This window comes from Flavobacterium sp. UM26 (genome assembly GCF_057922445.1).
Genome location: NZ_JBVHCY010000005.1, coordinates 86,960 through 107,792, shown reverse-complemented (window position 1 = coordinate 107,792; position 20,833 = coordinate 86,960). Strand labels below are relative to the sequence as shown.

The 20,833-nt window shown below is 38.3% G+C and carries 4 protein-coding genes; all 4 read left to right on the top strand.

Translation table 11 applies throughout. The annotated features are described in order from the left end of the window. The first annotated feature begins 70 nt into the window (after nt 1-70). The gene (locus ACZ1AQ_RS07770) at nt 71-1,363 is read left to right on the top strand and encodes a hypothetical protein (RefSeq protein ID WP_489632362.1); all 1,293 of its coding nucleotides are present in this window, start codon (nt 71-73) and stop codon (nt 1,361-1,363) included. Nucleotides 1,364-1,457: 94 nt separating this feature from the next. After that, a complete protein-coding gene (locus ACZ1AQ_RS07765) occupies nt 1,458-2,948 on the top strand; it encodes a T9SS type B sorting domain-containing protein (RefSeq protein ID WP_489632361.1) in 1,491 nt (496 codons plus the stop codon). Nucleotide 2,949: 1 nt separating this feature from the next. Next, nucleotides 2,950-6,378, top strand: a complete 3,429-nt coding sequence (locus ACZ1AQ_RS07760; RefSeq protein WP_489632360.1) for a PorP/SprF family type IX secretion system membrane protein — start codon at nt 2,950-2,952, stop codon at nt 6,376-6,378. Between the two features lie 176 nt (nt 6,379-6,554). Continuing rightward, on the top strand, nt 6,555-20,798 hold the full coding sequence (locus ACZ1AQ_RS07755; RefSeq protein WP_489632359.1) for a T9SS type B sorting domain-containing protein: 14,244 nt from the start codon (nt 6,555-6,557) through the stop codon (nt 20,796-20,798). The last annotated feature ends 35 nt before the right edge of the window (nt 20,799-20,833 follow it).

The window sequence follows — 20,833 nt, the reverse complement described above, 5'->3', positions numbered from 1 at the left end:
ACCAATGTCTTAAACTTTTATCACTCTTTAATAGGAGTGAAAAAATAACCCACCCCTAAATCTTAACCTTATGAAAAAGAGTATTCAATTTTTAGCTTTGTTGCTATTAGTTTTTTGTGGTGCTTCGGCACAACAAGAGAAAGGTATCATAGGTTCTACAAATTGGTTGAGCAATTGGACTGAGTTTAAACCTGCAAAAGTAGATTATGGTGAGCCAAATCAAATTTTGGCTGGAAATATTTCGACCAACACCAAGTTGTTAAAGAAGAATGTGTACCTGTTACAAGGACCAGTTTATGTAGACAACAATGCAGTACTTACTATTGAGCCAGGAACAGTAATTATTGGTGATTTTGATTCTGGAGCAGCATTAGTAATTACGAAAGGTGCTTCTATCATAGCAGATGGTTTAGAAACCGATCCTATTGTTTTTACTTCTAATCGTAGTGTTAAAAAAGCAGGTGATTGGGGAGGTATTGTAATTTTAGGAGATGCTCCAATCAATAAATTTGGTGGTGTAGCTTCAGTTAATTATGATTTAGATAATGCCATGACAGTTTATGGAGGAAATAATCCTGTTGCTTCATCTGGTGTTTTACGCTTTGTACGTATTGAGTATGCTGGTAAAAAAGTAAGAGGTAGTGGTAACTTTAATGGATTGTTTTTAGGTGGCGTTGGAAACAAAACAGTTATTGAAAATGTAATGGTAAGCTATTGTGCTGGAGATTCTTACGAAGTGTATGGTGGCGATGTAGTAATGAATAAAATGGTATCATTGAAAGCTAACGGAATTGATTACAAATTCAATTATGGTGCACAATGTAAAATAGATAATTCATTAGCCATTCGCTCTTCTTATATTTCAAGCAACACTTCAGCTTCAAGATGTTTTGACCTAGCTTCTTATGAGCAAAAAAGTGAAGTAGATTTTAATAAAAAACAAACTAATGTAGTAGCTACTAATCTTACTTTTGTTAATGATAGTGGAGATTTAGCAGCAGATATGCAAAATGGTTTAATTAAAGACGCAGTTCGAGTAGCTGAAAACACCTTTTTGGAATTAAAGAAAAGTGTTATTTCAGGTTTCAATCCTGCTGTAGTTCTGGATGCTAAAATCGAGGTTACGGCACCAAACTTGAAGAAAATTAAATTAGAACAATTGTACATTAATTTCTGTAAAGGAAATATTTTTACCGAGTTTAACCCAGAGAATGAAGAGTTAGAAAATTGGTATGGAAATAGTGCCTTCTTTAATGTATACGATAAAAAGAACAACTCCGAAGCATTTATTGATTTTTCAAATGAAAAAAGACCTGATTTCAGATTAAGAATCTCTAAAATTACAGCTTCAAACAACAACTAAATTGTTATAATAAATAAAAACTTTGGTTGCCCCCCAACAATCGAAGTTTTTATTTTTTTATCTAAAAACCTTGTAAAAACCCCCAAATTTAAGCATGAAAAGGTACAATAAGGTCTTTTTTTTGGTACAATTTTTTTTTTATTTTTCAATTGGCTTAACCCCTTTTGTAAATAAACTTCAGGCACAAATCGCAATAGGAAAACCTACTTTCCCATTTACTCAGATTTGTGCAAATCCATCTTTCAATACTTTTGATGTAAATTTTAGTTTCACTCCAACGAATGGAATTAATGCTTCTAATCAATTTATTGTAGAGATGTCTGATGGTAACGGAAGTTTTGCTTCACCCACAGTTTTACATACTTCTGTTGCAGGAGCTATAACGACTTCGCCTGCCAAAATTACTTTTGCTGTTCCAGTTACAACAAGTGGAGAGGGGTATAGATTACGTATCCGAAGTACTTCACCTGCAGCAACCAGTCAGCTTTCAAATCCTTTTCCTGCATATTACAAACCACAAGACAGTCAATTTACCATCAATAATAGTGTTTCTAATGTGGTAATTTGTTCTGGTGGATCATATGTACTTTCGATTGACAACCCTGGAGTAGGAACCAATGATTCACCGTTAAAATATCCAGGTCTTACTTTTAATTGGTTTAGGGACAACGGACCGACAGTTTTGCCTACTAAAGTTGCTGCTGCAACAGGTGGAAATTATACTGTGACTTCTCCCGGAGTCTATTATGCCGAAACCAATTATGGCACATGTACTTCCGATTCCTATTCTAATCGTGTTACCGTAACTTCTTCAAGTTCTGGAGCTACAGCTGTTATTACTTCTAGTTTGGGTAATCCTTTTTGTACTAGTCAAGGTCCAACAACTTTGTCGGTTACCAAAGGGAATACCTATCAATGGTATAAAGATAATATTGCGATAGCCAATGCTACGAATCAGACCTATTTGGCTTCTACACCGGGTCAGTATAGTGTGAAAGTTGGTTTTGGTACATGTGAAGCCAATGCTAGTATTAATTTGCAAGAAATAACATTTAATGCAAGTCTAAATGTGGCTGCTACTAATGCTATTGTTCCTGGAGAAAGTTTAGCAGTGGCTGTAACTACAGATGCAACTAATCCAAGCTATAAGTGGTTTTTAAATGGAGTTCAAATTCCTAACGTTACTGCTAACTCATATAGTGCCACAGTCAAAGGAACATATAAAGTTACCATTACACAACCCGGAAGTTGTACGGTTGCCAAAGATTTAATTTTTGATATAACCTATACAACAGATCCTGATCCTTTCCCTAATGTTGCCGAAATCCCTAATGTAATCAGTCCAAATGGAGATTTTATCAATGATACTTGGGTGATTCCACAAGCATACGTTAGCGGCACTAATACCGAGGTTTTAATTATTAGTGCTTTGGGTGAGGTTGTAGTTCAAACCAATGACTATCAAAATGATTGGCCTAATGTAACGAGCCCTATCGATTTTAAAAATGTAAATCCCATTTATTATTATATTATCACTACACCAGATAAAAAGGTAAAAAAAGGGTCAATAACTGTGATAAAATAATATGAAGAAAATTTTACTATTCATTGCTTTTTTTTATGGTATGCACCACGAACTCTATGCTCAAGCTACACCCGCTGAGGATGGAGTTGTTTCGTTTTCACTGCCTATTCGTACTTCCTTAAAATATAATCGTTTTGTACTTAATCCTGCATTTAGTTTTGTTCGTGAACAAAATGCTGTAGCTACGCTATTTAGCAAACGACAATGGGTTCAATTTGATAATGCTCCGACCACTTATTTTGCTAGTTTTTCTGGGCGTTTTTTAGAAAATCAAGGTATTGGTTTAGGTGTTTTTAAACAAAATTATGGTGTACTTGCTACCTTTGGCGCAGTAGCCAATTTTACACATAACGTCATTTTAGAACAAGATAGCAACCTTACATTTGGTTTAAATTTAGGAGCATATAAAAGTGGTTTGGATGCTGGTAAAGTTATTACTAATGGTGTTTCAGATCCTTCATTGAACACTATTCCTTCTAATTTTTTATTGACAGTTAGTCCAGGGATTAACTACGGAACCACTTTTTTTGATTTCGGTTTAGCATTAAACAACATAGTAAGTTATAATTTCAGCTCTTCCAACATCCTAAAGAATGATCCAGAAAAAGCGGTACAAGCACATATCATGTACACGGGTTATTTGGACACTTACGGTTTTTTTGATAAAAGTAAATTTTCTACTCTGATACGTTCGGAATTCAAAAAAGATAAAACAGTTTTATCTGGCTTAGCCATGTTTTCCATTCCTTTAGGAGTATGGGCACAGGCTGGATATAATTCCTTATATGGTGTGTCTGGTGGGATTGGGATGAATATTACTTCTAATATCTCAATTGAATACAATTTTGAAAAAGCTATGGGTGGCTTTGATAATTTTGGAGCATCTCATGATATCGTTTTGGCTTATAAATTTAAGAATAAGACATACTATTATGGTGACGATGAGGAAGAAGGTGCTTTAATTAAGCCTAGTGAAGCACCATCTAAGCCAACTACTACACAACCGAAACAAAGTACCTTATTATCTCCTGTTGATAAAGCTAATTTAGAAGCAGCAAGAAAAGAAGCTCAAGCAGCTAGAGAGCAAATGCGTTTGGCTAAATTAAAAGAAATTGCTGATGCTAAAGCGAAAGCAGAGGCTGAAGCGAAAGCTAAGTTAGCTGCAGATGCTAAAACTAAGGCTGATGCAGAAGCAGCACAGAAAGCAGCGCTGGAAACCGAGCGATTAAATAAAGAAAGATTGGTAGCTGAAGCCAAAGCTAAAGCAGATGCCGAAGCAAAAGCGAAAGCAGCTGTTCCAACGGCTGCTCAAAAAGCAGCAGCTGAAAAAGCTCGTTTGGCTAAGTTAGCTGCGGATGCTAAAGTTAAAGCTGATGCAGAAGCTGCCCAAAAAGCAGTAGAGGCAGAGCGTCAACGTCAAGCCAAATTGGCTGCTGATGCTAAAGCTAAAGCTGATGCAGAAGCCGCTCAAAAAGCAGCGGCTGAAAAAGCTCGATTAGCGAAATTAGCAGCAGACGCTAAAGTAAAAGCCGATGCTGAAGCCGCACAAAAAGCAGCTGCAGAAGCGAAAGCCAAAGCTGATGCTGAAGCAGAGCGTTTACGTCAAGAGAAATTAGCAGCAGATGCTAAGGCTAAAGCCGATGCAGAAGCCGCACAAAAAGCAGCTGCCGAAGCGAAAGCCAAAGCTGATGCTGAAGCAGAGCGTTTGCGTCAAGAGAAATTAGCAGCAGATGCTAAGGCCAAAGCCGATGCAGAAGCCGCCCAAAAAGCAGCAGCAGAAGCGAAAGCCAAAGCGGATGCTGAAGCAGAGCGTTTGCGTCAAGAGAAATTAGCAGCAGATGCTAAGGCCAAAGCCGATGCAGAAGCCGCACAAAAAGCAGCAGCAGAAGCGAAAGCCAAAGCGGATGCTGAAGCAGAGCGTTTGCGTCAAGAGAAATTAGCAGCAGATGCTAAGGCCAAAGCCGATGCAGAAGCCGCACAAAAAGTAGCCGCAGAAGCCAAAGCAAAAGCTGATGCTGAAGCAGAGCGTTTACGTCAAGAGAAATTAGCAGCAGATGCTAAGGCTAAAGCCGATGCAGAAGCCGCCCAAAAAGCAGCAGCAGAAGCGAAAGCAAAAGCTGATGCTGAAGCAGAGCGTTTGCGTCAAGAGAAATTAGCAGCAGATGCTAAGGCCAAAGCCGATGCAGAAGCCGCACAAAAAGCAGCCGCGGAAGCCAAAGCAAAAGCTGATGCTGAAGCAGAGCGTTTACGTCAAGAGAAATTAGCAGCAGATGCTAAAGCTAAAGCCGATGCAGAAGCCGCTCAAAAAGCTGCCGCGGAAGCCAAAGCAAAAGCTGATGCTGAAGCAGAGCGTTTACGTCAAGAGAAACTAGCAGCAGATGCTAAGGCTAAAGCCGATGCAGAAGCAGCCCAAAAAGCAGCCGCGGAAGCCAAAGCAAAAGCTGATGCTGAAGCAGAGCGTTTACGTCAAGAGAAATTAGCAGCAGATGCTAAAGCTAAAGCCGATGCAGAAGCAGAAAAAATACGCTTGGCTAAGTTAGCCGCAGCAGCTCCAGTTGTTAAAGATGAGAGTGCCAAAGCAATAGATAATTTAGCGAAACAAGCAGAAGAATCGAGTAAAATGCAGCAATCGTTAATCGCTCAATTGGATCAAAAAGTAGCCAACAAAGCGAAAGAGTTGCGAGACATGAAAGAGGAAAATGATTTGAGTGAGCAAGGTATAGTAAGAGAGCCACAAGAAATTAAGAGCACTTCAAATGATAATGCAGCTATTGAATCGTTGAAATCTCAAATTGCGGCCTTGAACAAAATGCAAGAAGACAACATTGCAAAAATCAAGAATTTGTATGATGATCGTATCAAAAAAGGAGCTAGTGCTACAGATGCCTTGAGTGTAAGTTATTTAAAATCGATAGATCAATTAAAAGCAGAACAAGCTGCTAGTGTTCAAAGTAATAGCAAATTGGTTCAAACTTTAGAGAACATAAAAGTAGCAGTTGAGATTGAGAAAAAACGTAGAATCAAACGAGCAAATTCGTTGAATGATACCGACCGATTGGCGCAAGATCAAGCTACTTTGAAACGTATTAAAGAAACCACCAAAGTAAGTGCAACCCCACTTAAAGAAAGTGATTTTGATTTTGGTGAAGAACAATCCAACATGCAAATTATGAAGCGTGTAGCTAATACACCAAGTGGCTATTATATGATTATGGCGGTACATAAAGATATTGCTAAACGTGATGCCTTCTTGACAAAAGCCGTAGCTTCAGGAATGAAAAATGTAGCGTTCTATTATGATGCGAATACAAGTAGCTATTACATTTATAGTACGATGTTTGATAATTTACAAGAAGCGCAACAAGAAATGAAAACGAAGGCAAACAATCCATCAACAAGTAAAATGGTGATTGTAAAAGTTGAAAATTAATGACATAAGCATGAGATTGGGATCTCATTACAGATAGTTTTTTAAGTTAATTAATAGTAACCGTTACAAAAATTATATAAAAATATTTGGAACAAAATTATAAATAGTCTTTTCTTTAATGCTGGTTCCTTCCCCAAGGGAATTAGCTTGAAGATTTTTAATACAATGCCAAAACCATGAAAAAACCTACGATTTTACACCTACTATTTTTGGAGTGTTTTGCTTTTATGTCCAAGAATTTATCTTTGTTACTCAGGAGGCAAATATCTGAAATACAATTATTTAGCAATAATAAAAAAAGATTCCTATCCAATGCTATTGCAATGGTGGGAATTTTGCTTTTTATGACCCAAGCGTCGTATGGGCAGGTTGGAAAAACATTTTCTCCAAGATTACCAGGAGGTAATATGAGAATCAAAGGAGATGTAATTTTCGTTGGTAATAGTATGATGAGTAGAACCGTTACTCAGCCCACATTCAGTGCTTCTGATCCTAATGGTACCCCAACCAATTTAGCAACTCTTACTGCCGAAGCTAATCAGAATTTCAATACAGCTGCAAACAACAATGGTTTTAATCAGGAATATACAGATATTGATTCGGATCCAACTACTTTTGCTTCAAGTAGTGCAGAATTGCGAATCAATCAATCCTGTAAACGAATAGTGTATGCAGGTTTATATTGGACAGCTATTTATCCTTATGAAAGGAGTACTAACCCAAATTCTAATACACAAGGAACTCCAAGAAGAGATGATTGGAACCAAATAAAGTTTAAAGTACCAGGAGCGGCTAATTATATAGATATAGTAGCAGACAATAATCCTGATCCGGCTGGGGATGAAGATGATATCATTTATGATGATAATGCCGCTCCAGCATCAAGTAAAATGCCAAATACGCCTTATGCATGTTACAAAAATGTAACTGGACTTTTGCAATCTTTAGCAGATCCAAATGGTAATTATTTTGCAGCAAACATTAGAGCAGCGAAAGGGAAAAAAAGTTCTGGTTCTATGGCTGGTTGGACCTTAGTTGTCATCTATGAAAGCCCAACTTTACCGAGTCGTTATATTTCTACTTTTGATGGTTTTGTAGGAATTACTTCGGCTTTAAGGAATATTGATTTTACTGTTAATGGTTTTAGAACCCTTCCGGCTCCCCTACCGGTTAGAGCAACAATTGGAGTTGCGACACAAGAGGGAGAATCACGATTATTTGGAGATGATTTGCTGATTAAGGCCAATTCAAGACCTACTTTTACTTATGTAAATAACAATCTTAACCCGTTGAATAACGTTTTCAATTCGAGTATTACTGTTCCCACAACTACAGCACCATTTTCAGCTAATGTAAACACAAGGGTGCCCAATAGTTTAAATACCTTGGGATTTGATATGGATTTGATTAATGTTAATAATCCGAATAATGGTGTAATTCCAAATGGTGAAACAGGTGCTACTTATCGACTTACTTCTACATCAGATACTTATGCGGCTTACTTGACTACATTTGCTGTTGATATTATCGAACCTAAAATAGTATTGACAAAAGTCGTTAAAAATGCTGCAGGTGTTGATATTGGTAATCAAAATGTTACCCTTGGTGATTATTTAAATTATGAAATTGGATTTAAAAATGTTGGTAATGATGATGCCGATCAATTTACTATTAAAGATGTTTTGCCTATTAACATACTTTTTGATCCTAATTCAATTGTTATTCCAAACGGATCAGGTATCACTTATACCTACACAGCAGCAACTAGAACATTAATTTTTACTATTCCTAATGATTTAGTAAAGATTAATGGAAATCAATGGTTTATCAAATTTGGAGTACAAGTAGTTCCTAATTGTAATGATTTAAGTGATGCTTGTTCAGATCGAATTCAAAATCAGGCATTTGCTACTTATCGAGGGATAACAAATCCTTCTGTTATAACTGATGACCCTAGTATTTCTGTTTTTGGAAGTTGTAATTTGGCTGTTGCTGCTCCTACGAACTTTTTGGTAGGTGTTGATGGTTGTAAATACACCAAAAAGTATCAGTTATGTGGTTCAAGTGTTGCTATTTCGGCTGCCAATGGATATAACAAATATGAGTGGTCTACAAGTCCTTTTGTTAATGGCGTAGCAACAGGACCAATTATTGGTAATACGCAAACCATAACTGTTACTAATGTTGGGACTTATTATGTAAGAAATACAGCTTTAGCGCCATGTATTTCTATCGATGAGACGGTTACAGTTGAGCCATTTGGTACCACGGTAGTCAATCCAGTAATTCCATTTGCTTCAGAAGTAGTAACCTGCCCAAATAACGGTAAACCACTACCAAATATTTATTTATGCGGTGCCAATGCCAAAAAATATATTAGAACAGGTGTTACAGATACTGCAGATATAGTCTGGGAAAAAAGTAGTTGTGTTTTAGTTCCTAATACACTTTGTGCCGATGAAACAAATACTTGTACATGGACACAAGTGGCAACGGGACCCGATTATAATGTGGGCGATCAGGGTCAGTATAGAATTACTTTACGTTATGCAAATGGTTGTTTTAACCGTTACTTTTTTAATGTATATGAAAATAATTTAACACCAACCGCAACCTCAAGAGATATTATTTGTACAACTAATGGAGAAATTGTGGTGGGAACACCTGCTGCGGGTACGGGATATGAGTATAGTTTAGATGGTACCAATTACCAAGCTAGTAATATATTGCCTATTACTACTCCAAATATTTATACGGTTTACATTCGTTCAACTGCAAATGTGGCTAATGCGTGTGTCTTTACCATTCCTGGTATTCAAATAAGAAAACGTGATTTTACAGTAACTACTACAGTAAATAATCCTTTGTGTAATGGAGGAAAAGGTTCTGTGAAATTAGCAGCAAATGATGTAAGAGCTCAATACTTTTTTGAAATTTTTAATGCATCTGGAGTATCTGTTAGTAAAGTGGGTCCAATTACTCCAAACGACTACACTTTCAATAATCTCAATCCAGGTACTTATACTGTTACTGTTAAAACGGAAGACGGTTGTGATTATACTGGCACGGTAACTTTGGTAGAACCTGGTGTGTTAACAGCTACAGCTGCTATTACCAAACCCTTAACTTGTGAAAATGGTGAAATAACCGTGACACCAGTGGGGGGTACTGGTCCATTTACTTATTTTGTGAATAGTACTACTGATTTTCAAGGTTCACCAATAATTGATGTGGCAACACCTGGAGTCTATAACATACGAGTTGTTGATTTTAATAACTGCGAATTCACTTTAGCTCCTATCACTATTAATGCTACTCCAAAACCAGTATTCACAGTAACCAAAACCGATGTTCTGTGTTATGGTGCGAATTCAGGAGCCATCAATTTTAATGTGACTAACGCTAATGGCTATACCTTAGCCTATAGTATAGATAACGGAGCAACCTATGTGGCTAATGGTGCCTTCACTAATTTAGCTCCGGGAACCTACACCCCAATTCTTAGATATAGTTTGGGTGGAGTAGATTGTTTTGATCCTCAACCAGCTGTTACTATCACAGAACCTGCTGCTGCACTAACAGCTTCTGCTGGGGTATCTGAATTAGCGGGTTGTGGTATAGCTCCAAATCCTAAAAGTTATGGGAAAGTGCGAATCACCAACCCTCAGGGAGGTGTTGCACCATACGAATATAGTTTCGACAATCAGGCAACTTGGACAACGGTTAACGATGCTTATAAAGCACCAGGAACGTATACTTTGTATGTAAGAGATGCTAACGGTTGTATTTTTAGTGCACCAGTTACTTTAGATCCTGAACCTGCGGCACCGCAAATAGATGTTGCCACACCAGTAGATTTTAATTGTGATGGTACGGCTACAAGCACTGTTACAGTGGCAAATCCAGGAGGTTCAACCTATACTTATGATTATTATATGGATGGGGTAAAAAATACCAATACCCCTAATAATGTGTTTTTGAATGTGCCTCCAGGGACTCACTCTATTAAAGTTGAATACAAGCTAAATGCCGTTCCTACTTTTAGTAATTTGTTGTTTGAAAACTTTGGCTATGGGGACGATACGACTTCTCCTGGTATGAATGCTACTTATTATTGTTTTGAACGCCAAGTAGTAGCTACCCAATGTAGAGGAAGTATTCAAATAAATGATGGAGACTATTCTGTTACAGCAAGAATTGTCAGCCCTTTTGGTCCTTGGTTGCAACCAGGTGATCATACGCCTCCAACGGTTCCTCCAACACCTAAAGGAAGATGCTTGGTAGTGAATATTGGAGATAAAATACCAGTTACCGAGATTTTATACGAAAAAGTAATTAATAACATCATTCCAAATCAACCGATAAATGTCGAGTTTTTTGCAATGAATTTATTAAATAAAACTAATACACAATTTAATCCTGATTTAAGAGTGGCTCTTGTAGATGCTACTGGCACTGAAATTTCTTGGTACAATACAGGCGATATTCCAAAATCTGAAAAATGGGAAAATTATCCTAAAACGCCTATTACATTAAATCCAGGATCCAATACTACATTAAAGTTTATTGTACGTTCTAATGTTAGACAAACCAGTGGTAACGATGTAGCCATAGACGACATCAAAGTTTTCCAATTACCAAAAACTTGTTTGTCTACTAAAGACTTTACAATCGTTGTACCTACAGGTAAAGCCTTTACCGCTCAAATTTCTGGAACGAAAAACGTAACTTGTAATGGATTGACCAATGGTGAAATCACTATTAGTGCTACTAATTTTGATACCACTACAGGCTACCAATATTCTTTAGATAACGGAACGACTTGGAGTGCTGCTTTATTTACTTCTCCTGTAACTGTAAATAATTTGGCGGGTAACTTATACAAAGTAATCGTACGTCCTGTTGGCTCTTCTGTGGCGGCTTGTGCTAAACCATTTGATGTAACCATTAGTGCACCAGCAGCATTAACATTGAGTGCTTCGGTTACTAAATCAGCGACTTGTACTACTGGAGCTACTATCACAGCTATTGGTGGCGGCGGTACCCCAGCCTATCAGTACGAATTACGCCAGTCTAACGGAACAACTGTAGTAACAGCTTATAGTAACAACGGAGGTGTTTTTACCAATGTTCCTTCTGGAAACTATACTGTTTTTGTTCGTGATGCTAATTCCTGCCAGATTCCTGTTGGTGTAGCTGTTGCAGTAACCGCACCACCAGCATTAACTGCTGCCTTGGCAACTACGACAGACTATTGCTATACTACTGCTAATCCTGCTACTTTTGACGTAACGGTTACCGGTGGAACAGGACCATTTACGTATAAATTAAATAGCAATGCAGCGGTTGCTTCTGCGGCTACAAGTTATTCTTTTACTAATGTGGCACCAGGTACGCACACTATAGTGGTAACCGATAGCAACAATTGTACGGCGACTATTTCTAGTATTGTAATTGCACCACAAATAGGATTTACCGTTTCTTTAATCAATGACTTAACTTGTTTGGCTGATGCCACTATTGGTAACCCAGTAGTTACAGGAGGAAATGGAACTCCTTATACTTATACGGTTTCGCATAATGGAGGTGCTGCAACTGCCGTAACATCATTCCCTTACACAGCAACTACTCACGGTACTTATGTGTTTACTGTAAATGATAGTAGAGGTTGTCCGGCTACTAGTAACACTATTACTGTAACCCAAAAAACTACCCCAACGATTACCACGAGCAAAACCGATATTACGTGCAACAATGCCAACGACGGCACCATTACCGTAACGGCTTCGGGTGGGTTTACAAGTGCTTATACCTACGAAATCGCAGGACCAGTTAACATTTCTCAAACTACTAATAAATTTACTGGTTTGGCTGCCGGAGTATATGATGTAAAAGTAATTGATAGTAAAGGTTGTGAATCGGCAGTAACACAAGTGACGATTGTCAATCCGCCAGTTGTAACTGCTTCAATTGCAGCTACCGATATAGGATGTAGTCCAACAGGAACAGTACCGGCTGTAGTAACAGTTACTGCTTCTGGTGGTACAGGAATCTTACGATATAGCTTTAATGGAAATCCTTATACTACATCTAACACTTTTTCAACCACAACAGCAGGACCAGTAAACGTTCTTGTACGCGATGCCAACAACTGTCAGATTGGCCCATTGACTATTTCGATTACAGCCCCAGAACAATTTACAGGTATAACAATCACTGATTTTGGTTGGGATTGTAGAACCTCTCCTGCTGGTGGTCATGTGAATATTGCAGCTTCAGGGGTTTCGGCACCTAAAAGATACAGTATCATTTCTGGACCCGCTGGTTTTGATCCGGCAGAAAATTCAGATGGAGAATTCAAAGCCTTAGCTCCTGGAGCCTATGTCTTCCAAGTAAGAGATACCAAAACCAATTGTACACTAACCAGAGCTTATACCGTTAAAGGTACTCCAGACATCGTTGCTGGAGGTAATGTTACTACGCCAATACTTTGTTTTGGAAATTTAGGAGCGATACAATTTACCGTAAGTGGATTGAACGGACATCGTTATGATTATGTAGTTACTAATACTGCAGGTGCGACAGTTGATAGTAATAACAATCAATCGGCACCTACTATTAGTTTAGCTAATTTACCAGCTAGTGCATACACTATTGTAGTGAAAGATCGTACTACTGATTGTACGGCTACTTACACTATCAATTTAACGCAACCAACAGCTGGATTAGCGATTGTATCAGCAACACCTACAAAGGTATTTTGTAGCAAATATACTTCGCAAGTTACGGTAGTAGCTACTGGAGGAACCCTAAGCTATACCTATGCTTATTTACCTGCTGGAAGTACCGCAACTCCAACGTATGCCCCTGGTAATGTTTTGAACATTAATACCAATAACGGAGCAGATTTATCTTGGGATATTTATGTTCGTGATGCGAATGGTTGTACCACTAAAATAGTTACGCCAGTAACAATACCAATAGATGCAACACCTACTATTTCTGCCACGGCTAACCAATGTACCGCCACTAGCAATAGTTTTACCATTACGGCCACAGGAATAGGATTTGCACCATTAACGTATAGTTTAAACGGAGGGGCATTCCAAACGAGCAATACATTTACCAATCTAGCGCCAGGAAGCTATACGGTAACGGTAAAAGACGGTAACGGTTGTACAGCAACTACTGCACCTTTGAATATAGCATCACGACTAACTTTAAGTGCTGCTTTAGATAAAGATATTACTTGTGTGGTAGGTGACGAACCTGCGAGAATCACACTTACCAAAGTTGGTGGTGCTGGTACCTTTACTTATGAGTTTTCAACAGATAATGGAGTAAATTGGACTACGACAACTGCTACAGCGCCTTTTACAACGACTAGCACAGGAAGTTATATCTTTAGAGTTACTGATAGTAATGGATGTACAGTAACTACAACTATTCCTGTTATCGTTTCTGCACCAACGCCAGTTACAGCAACTGAAACACATGTTGACCCAACTTGTAATGGATTTACTGACGGCTCAATTAGATTAACGGCTACTGCAGGCGTTGCTCCATTTACTTATGCCATCGCATTTTCACCAACAACACCATCTTCATTTGGTTCAGCAAATGTTTTTGGTGGATTAGCTTCGGGTATTTATAATTATATTGTAAGAGACGCCAAGGGTTGTGAGGCAACAGGAACTATTGTATTGAATAATCCACCAGCAATTGTTGCAAATATTGTTTCTAATCCAATTCAATGTAATTCTAATGCTCCTGGTAGCATTGATGCATCAATAACTTCAGGTGGTGTAGGACCTTTTACATATACTCTTTACAATAATACTTTTACACAAATTGCTACAACAGGTCCTATCGCAGCAACAACACATAATTTTGGAGGCTTAAATTTTGGTGATTATTTTGTAATTATAGTTGATTCAAAAGGATGTGAATTTAAAAGTGCTAAGACTAGAATTTTAACTCCACCAAACATTAATGCTACAGGATTAGCTAGTTCAGGCACTTGTTTATTAGGTGCTTCTGTTGATATTAATGTTTTAATAGGTGCAGCACCCTTTACTTATCAAATTTATGGTCAACCATTAACATCTGTTGGTCCTATTGCAGCAACAACTCATACATTTACGGGGTTAGACCATGGTGTTACCTATCAGTTTCAAGTTATTGATGCAGGTGGTTGCTTTACCATTGTTGATGTTACTACTCCAACATTATCTGCAATTCAGGTTGATCCAATTGCAACAACTAATGTTACATGTAATGGCGGATCTGATGATGGAATTGTAAGTTTTACCATTAAAAATTATAATCCAACTGTAACTCAATTGTTAGTGGAAGTAAGAGATCAATTAACAAATTTACCAGTTGTTCCACCAAAAAATATAACATTTTCTGGTTTAACTGGTAGTGATGTAAGCGGTAGTTTAACTGGGTTAAAAGCCGGGACTTATAATTTATTTGTTAAAGAAGTTGATGGTACACAATGTAATACTTCCGAATTGTTCCAAATTACTCAACCTGCTCAACCACTTACATCAGCAATTGCTTCAAATGTAAATGCTACTTGTAATTCAGGAGCACTGGTAACCTTAACCACAACAGGAGGAACAGGACCATATACTTATGCCTATGCGCTTGGTGCTACTCCGCCAACAGGTGGTCATGTTGCAGGCAATGTAATCACTTTGGATTACAATCTTGGTACAAGTTGGACTATACAAGTAAGAGATGCTAATGGTTGTACAGTTAACGTACCTGTTACGATTGCAAAAGACCCAGAGCCAACTATTGATCCAATAGCTCCTGTTTGTTTTACTGGCGCTCCAGTTACTATTACTGTTACTGGGACTTCCTTTGGTACGCCAACGTATAGCATCAATGGTGGTGCTTATCAGGCAAGTAACGTGTTTACAATAAATGCTGCTGGATCTTATATTTTTAGAATTCAGGATAGTAATGGTTGTGAGATTGCTTCTCCACCTTATACTATTCAACCACAATTGACTTTACAAGCTAATTTGACTGCAGATTTGACCTGTCCAAATCCAGCTAGTGTTACTTTGGTACCAGCAGGTGGAACCAACAGTTATACTACTTTTGAAGTAGATAATGGAACGGGTTATGGTCCTGCTGTTAATCCATTTACAACAAGTATTCCTGGAACTTATAAATTTAGAGTGACGGATTCTCAAGGATGCCAAGCAGAATCTCAAGACGTTATTGTTACGCCAAATACAACTCCAACATTTACTACTGTTGTAACTAATGTAACTTGCGATGGTGGTTCAGATGGCACCATAACGATTACACCAGCTAATGGTATAGCACCTTATACTTTTACGCTTACTGGTCCTGTGATTAATACAACAGGAGATAGCACGGGTGTTTATTCGGGATTGCCAGTTGGATCGTATACTGTTGTGGTTACAGATGCTAAAGGATGTCCTTCTACGGCAGCACCTGCTATTCCAATTACGGCACCAGCTGCTGTAACAGTTACGCCTAGTCTTGTTCCATTTGGTTGTAACAGCAGTAATGCACCAACAGATGCTATTGTAACACTTGCTCCGGCTGGAGGAACACCAGGATACACCTATAGTTTTGATGGTGGAATTACTTGGCAAAGTTCCCCTTCTTATTCTGTGAATACTGCGCAAACCATAAGCTATATGGTAAGTGATTCTAATGGATGTAAAAGTGCAGTAGGAACAATACCTGTACCTGCTTACACCCCACCAACAGATATGGATATATCCCAAAGTATTATTTATTGTAATACACCAGGTTTGGCGGCAACAGTTACCGTAAATAGTGTAACGGGAGGTGTAGGTCCATTTGTGTTTGAAATTATATCCCCCACTGCAACTACCCCAAGCGCACCAACTGCTGCACCATTTGATTTTAACAATTTGGTTGCCGATACTTATGTAATTAAAGTAACGGACGCGAATGGTTGTAGTACAACTAAAGCTTTTGTAGTAGAAGAAGCGGATAAAATCTCGGTTACCGCTCAAGTAATTAATGATGTATTTTGTAATGGAGACAGCACAGGTACCATTGCCTTTACGGTAGCAGATTACATAACTGCAAATAGTTATACTGAAACTTTATCCCCTGCTTTAGGTACCTTAACTAAAGTAGGTGATGTCTTTACCTACTCAAATTTACCAGCAGGTAATTACACATTCACAATCACAGATAATATATCCGGTTGTGTTGCTCAGATTATTGATTTTACGGTTAGCCAACCAGCAGCAGTTTTAGATTTTAACGCTACTGCTACAAATATCAACTGTAATAATGATGAAGCTACTATAACCGTAACAGCTACTGGAGGAACACCAGTGTATAAATATGCGGTGGTTCCAACTACAGCTTCAGCCCCAGCCCCATCGGCTTATGGCTTAAGTAATCAATTGACTGTAGATACAAATTCAGGAGCCAATATGGTTTGGGATGTGTATGTGATGGATGCGAATGGTTGTCCACTTAATAAACCACAAACTATTGTTTTAGATGCTAATCCAAGTGCAATATCCGTTGCACCATTTAGCGAATGTCCAGATCCGATCAATGGAACGTATACGTTTACTATCAATACTCCAACTGGAGTAGGACCGTTTGAATACAGTATTGGCGGTGGTTTCCAAACCAATCCAACCTTTGTAGTCAACGCTCCTGGAAGTTATGATGTAACGGTGAAAGATGCTAACGGTTGTACAACAACAGTAACAGGATTAGTAGTGATTCGTCAACCACTTATTTTAACGCCAACGGTAACGACACCTGTTTCTTGTGCGAATGGTGATGGTGTAATATCTGTAAGTACAACAGGAGGATCTGGCAATTATGAATACAGAATTGATGGAGGTGCTTGGACTACTTCAACACCATTTACTAATGTTTCCTTTGGCACAAGAACTATTGAGGTTCGAGATACAGTTACTACTTGTATAGTAGGGGCGTCTGTAATTTTACAACAAGCTACACCAGTTACAGGTTTTGCTTTAGCCAAAACAGAGGTGACTTGTAACGGAGGAAATGATGGTACAATCACCGCTACTATGGCTACTCCTGCGCCTGGTGTAAATGATAATCCAGTGTATACGTATACTTTATCAGGAACTACAACTGTGGGTAGTTTACCAGTAACAAGACCAGCACAAGCATCACCATTATTTAGTGGTTTAGCTGCGGGTACGTATACGGTTGTAGTAACATCAGAAAGAGGATGTACAGCTACAGCCACTATAACTATAATTGAACCAGGATTAATTACGGTTCCTGCTCCAGCAGTAGTTCAATTTGGTTGTACATCAGGAAATACAGGTAACTTGGCTACCCTTACGGTTACAGGAGTTACCGGAGGTTCAGGTACATACTTGAATTATGAGTTTATCAAAAATGGTACTTCAGTACAATTTGGTAACAGCAATGTATACACCGAAGCGAATCTTTCAGGAGGTTCTTATGTTGTGAATGTATATGACGATAAAGGTTGTATGGGCACATCAACAGCAGCAATCACTATTGCTCCTTATATCCAATTGGATAAAGTGAATGTGAATGTTACTAATGCGATAACATGTACTAATCTTGAGGATATTGCAGTTTCGGTTAGCGCAATTGGTGGTACACCTGCTAATTTGCAATTTACGGTTCGAGATGTAATCTATGATAATAGTGTTACTCCTCCAACAGCAATTAAAGGAACTGCATATAGTTTAACTCCAGTTTCAGTAGTTGCTGGTGTTGCTACATTCACCGATTTACCAGTTGGTAATTACGAAATCACAGTAAGAAACTTAGATACGAATTGTGAAATCATTGGGGTACACTACGTAAACGAACCGAACACTTTCGACTTAACCATTGACAATGTAGTGGATGTTACTTGTTTAAATGGCACCAACGGAAGTGCGAGAGTGACTTTAATTGATAGAGTTCCTACTCCAGTAGATAATGCAGGACCATTTACTTATACGGTTACAGGACCTACACCTAGTTCGGGTACGGCTACTTCTGCTGCACCTATTAGCTTGACTAATTTAGCCGCAGGAACTTATACCGTAACGGCAGTATTGACCAATACACCTTACTGTACCGTAAGCAAAAACTTTACGATAACAGGACCTAATGCAGCTTTAGTAATTAGCGAAACACATACTGAAATTACTTGTGTAGCAGGTAATAATGATGGTTCAATTGCTGCGACTGCTACTGGTGGATGGCCAGGTGGTTATGAATTCCAATTAGAAAATGGTGCTACTATCGTTACTCCATGGTCTACGGTATCCAATTTCAATGGTTTAACAGCAGGAACGTACACCGTGAAAGTAAGAGATCCAAAAGGATGTGAAGTGTTCGCTACTATAGTATTGAATAACCCAACACCAATAGCCTTTACAGCAACGCCAAGTACTACTTTGTTAACTTGTAAAGGAAATACAAATGCTACTATTACGGTGAGTGTTCCAACTGGAGGTCAAGGATCAAATTACTTATATACTTTGAATACGACCTCGGCTACGCCAATGATTAGCTCTGGACCACAAAGTGGAAATGTATTCAATAATTTAGGAGCAGGAACCTACACCGTAACGGTAACTGATGGTTGGGGTTGTGGAACGACTTCGGCTCCAATTGTAATCAATGAACCAAATGAGGTTGTGGCAAGTTTAGTATTGGCAACAACACCAACATGTTCTACTCCAGCAACTATTACTCTTAGTGCAACTGGAGGAACAGGAGCCTATGAGTATAGTACTACAGCTACAGGTGTTTGGAGTCCTATGACAGGATCTTCTATTACCTTACCGGTAACAACAGGAACCTACCGTTATTATGTACGTGATACAAATGGTTGTATTAGTGTCATTTCTAATGATATTAAGGTTGAACCAGTTCCAACTTTACTAGTAGATTTAGATGTTGTAAATGCAAAGATCAATTGTAAAGGAGATACGAGTGGTGTGATTGTTGCTAAAGCAACTGGTGGTCTAGGTAATTATGTGTATACTCTTTTAAATGGTACGGGTGGGGCATTAGGATTTACTCCTGTACAATTAACTCCTGGTAGATTTACACAATTACCAGCTGGTAACTATCAAGTGAGAGTAGATAGTCAAGATTGTAATGTAATTTCAGCCATAATAGTTTCTATAGTTGAACCTGCTGATGCTTTAATTGCAAGCTCAGTTGCTACACCTGTTACTTGTAATGGTGCAGGAAATGGTATCATAACTATTACGGCTTCTGGAGGTACAGGAAAAATCAAATATGCTATCGAACCTCGTATGGATCAATTCTTTGATACGGGTGTTTTCAATGACCTAAAACCAGGTACTTACCAGATTATTGTACAAGATGAAAATGGTTGTTATGTGATTTTAACAGAAACCATCACCGAACCACAACCAATTTTTGTTAGTACAGTGGCAGGTTCTGAAGTACAAGAATTATGTGCAGGTGATAATAATGCTGCCTTTGATATTACCATCACAGGAGGTATAGCACCTTATAGTGTAAGTATTGATAATATTAATGGTACTTATGTAACAGGAGCTCTTGCACAAACGGTATTCAACTTCTCTGGTTTATCTGGAGGCGAACATACGGTTTATATCAAAGATGCTAATGGTTGTACTGCTGAATGGATTGTTACGCTAGATGAATCGGTAAACTTAGATCCAAAAGCGACAGTAGCCTATGGTTGTGATAACAATTCGCCAAGTAATACTGTTACGGTTACACTAGACGCTAGTATTACTAATCCAGCAGATGTAGATTATGCTTTAGATGGTTCGACAGTTTTCCAAGCGAGCAATATCTTTAGCAATGTAGCCCCAGGGTTCCACACCATTACAGCTAGACACACTAATGGTTGTGAGAAAACCACTATCCAGTTTGAAGTGTTAGGATTTACACCATTGGCCTTGACTTTGTCAGACGGTGGATTAAATGAAATTGTGGCAACGGCTACTGGAGGTGCAGGTAATTACCAATATTCATTCGATGGAGGAAATAACTTTAGTACAAGCAATAAACTCATCTACTATAAATCTGGTGACTATACTGTGATTGTAAGAGATGCTAATGGTTGTGAAGCTACAGCGACGCGTTACTTCGAATTTATTGATATCAAAATTCCAGATGTGTTTACACCAAATGGAGATGGCAATAATGATACTTGGACACCAACCAACACTATTAATTACAAAGACTTAACAATTAGTATTTTTGACCGTTATGGTAGAAAAGTTGCGACGTTAAGAGAAGGTCAAGGTTGGGACGGAAAATATAACAGTCTAGAGTTACCAACAGGTGATTATTGGTATGTATTAAAACTGAAAAATGTTCAAGATGATCGTGAGTTTGTAGGTCATTTCACTTTAATGAGATAAAGTAAAAAGACAAAAGGAAGACCCCAAAATAACAG